Genomic DNA, 1,174 nt, shown 5'->3' with positions numbered 1-1,174 from the left:
TGCTGTTTTCATGATGGCGGGAAATCAAGGGCATCAAAATAATTGGGTTAGTACATTTCCATTTTTCTACCAAGACGATGAAAATTTCTCAGATGCCAAAGATGGGTTTGAACGTTCAGGTGATACGATTATTGGTAATGACGTTTGGATTGGTACTGAAGCCATGATTATGAGCGGTGTAACCGTTGGTGATGGAGCAATAATTGCAAGTCGAGCTGTCGTAACTAAAAATGTGGCACCTTATTCTATTGTAGGCTCAAATCCTGCTAAACATATTCGTTATCGTTTTACTGAAAGTGAAATTGCTCAGTTGTTAGAAATGAAATGGTGGCAATGGAGCGATGACCAAATCAAAGGTGCAATGAGTTTAATGTGTTCGTCAGATATCAGTGGTCTTTATGATTATTGGCAAAATCAGAATCGCTTATAACAAATGCATCAACACGATTTACTACACTCGGCATCTCAGGTTGTCGGGTGTTTCTCGTTTTAGGGTGTTAATTTTAAGTATAATCGCATAGTAGTAAACGTGTTATGCAGGCGTTATGGTAATTTTTGTGACATTTTCTGTGTGGTTTTGGTAGAGCGTAAACTGTTTTTAATTTAACCTCTTAACGGTAAGAAATATTATTAATTGGACAAGAATAGAAAGGGATAGCAATGATTCGTAATTTCTACAACTGTGATAAAGAAGTTGATAACAATAGCCATGATGGTGTTGGCTCTATTGATATTTACCGTGCATTTAGACGTAAAGATTTTGATGGTGCTTGGGACTTTGCTATTCGTGTCATTATGCCGGCAGGTAGTTCAATGGGGGAGCATTCTCACGAAGATGATGAAGAAATGTATATAATCCTCAAAGGTGAAGGCTCAATGATTATTGAGGGTGAAACTAAACGAGTTATTGCTGGCGATATGATTGTGAATAAACGTTTTGGTACTCATGGCTTATTAAATGATTCTGCCGAAGACATTGAATTGCTAATCATCCAAGCAAGTTTAAAGTAACGGTTATATTGCTCATTTCAGTTAGGTGCAAGACAATCACCATAACAATCGCATCAACACGATTTGCTACATTCGGCGTTATCAGTTTGCCTTTAGTTTCAGTGATTAAGGCGTTAAAATTCAGCTAGGTCTGTATGGTAGCAAACGTGTTATGCCAGCGTTA

Annotated in this window: 2 protein-coding genes; both read left to right on the top strand. The window is 37.6% G+C overall.

Annotation, left to right across the window (positions count from 1 at the left end; all coding sequences use genetic code 11):
- Nucleotides 1-430, top strand: a 430-nt coding sequence (locus A6E04_RS20735; RefSeq protein WP_065612288.1) for a CatB-related O-acetyltransferase, incomplete at its 5' end; no start/stop codon positions are given.
- Between the two features lie 230 nt (nucleotides 431-660).
- Nucleotides 661-1,011, top strand: coding sequence for a cupin domain-containing protein (locus A6E04_RS20730; protein ID WP_065612287.1), 351 nt, complete (start codon nucleotides 661-663; stop codon nucleotides 1,009-1,011).
- Nucleotides 1,012-1,174: the final 163 nt, after the last annotated feature.

Source organism: Aliivibrio logei (assembly GCF_001691055.1).
Lineage (GTDB): Bacteria > Pseudomonadota > Gammaproteobacteria > Enterobacterales > Vibrionaceae > Aliivibrio > Aliivibrio salmonicida.
This window is presented reverse-complemented; position numbering and strand designations above follow the sequence as displayed.

Coding starts and splice junctions, on each gene's coding strand:
- A6E04_RS20730 (WP_065612287.1), top strand. CDS start 661: ATGATTCGTAATTTCTACAACTGTGATAAAGAAGTTGATAACAATAGC.